Genomic DNA, 570 nt, shown 5'->3' on the forward strand with positions numbered 1-570 from the left:
CCTCACGTGCTTGTTCCTGGTGTGCACGGTTATTAGTAATAACAGCACCGGTTAAACCATAATCCGTATTATTTGCAATTTCAATAGCCTGATCGAAATCTTTAGCTTTCGCCAGGGCCACAACAGGTCCAAAAATTTCTTCCTGCATGATTCGTGCTTCAGGGTCCAGATCAGCAAATACTGTTGGATTTACAAACCAGCCTTTACTGTCGTCGCCATCACCACCAACAAGAAGTTTACCTTCCTCTTTACCAATTCCAATATATTTCGTGATTTTATCGTATGCTGCCTGATCAATTACTGGTCCCATGAAATGCGAGTTGTCAGATGGATCCCCAGCACTTAATTCTTTTGTAAGTTGTGCTACACGTTCAGACACTTGATCGTACACATCTTCGTGGATGATTGCACGTGAACATGCTGAACATTTTTGTCCAGAGAATCCGAATGCTGATTGAACAATAGATTCTGCCGCTAGTTCAAGGTCTGCTTCACTATCAACCACGATGGTATCTTTACCGCCCATTTCAATGATTGTACGTTTAAGCCAGTTTTGACCCTTTTGTACTT

At 42.1% G+C, this 570-nt stretch carries 1 protein-coding gene; it reads right to left on the minus strand.

Annotation, left to right across the window (positions count from 1 at the left end; genetic code table 11):
- Window positions 1-570 (minus strand): aldehyde dehydrogenase family protein (locus AC3G7N_RS22030; RefSeq protein WP_489424252.1); only part of this gene is annotated, 570 nt, incomplete at both ends.

Source organism: Virgibacillus carmonensis (assembly GCF_057836705.1).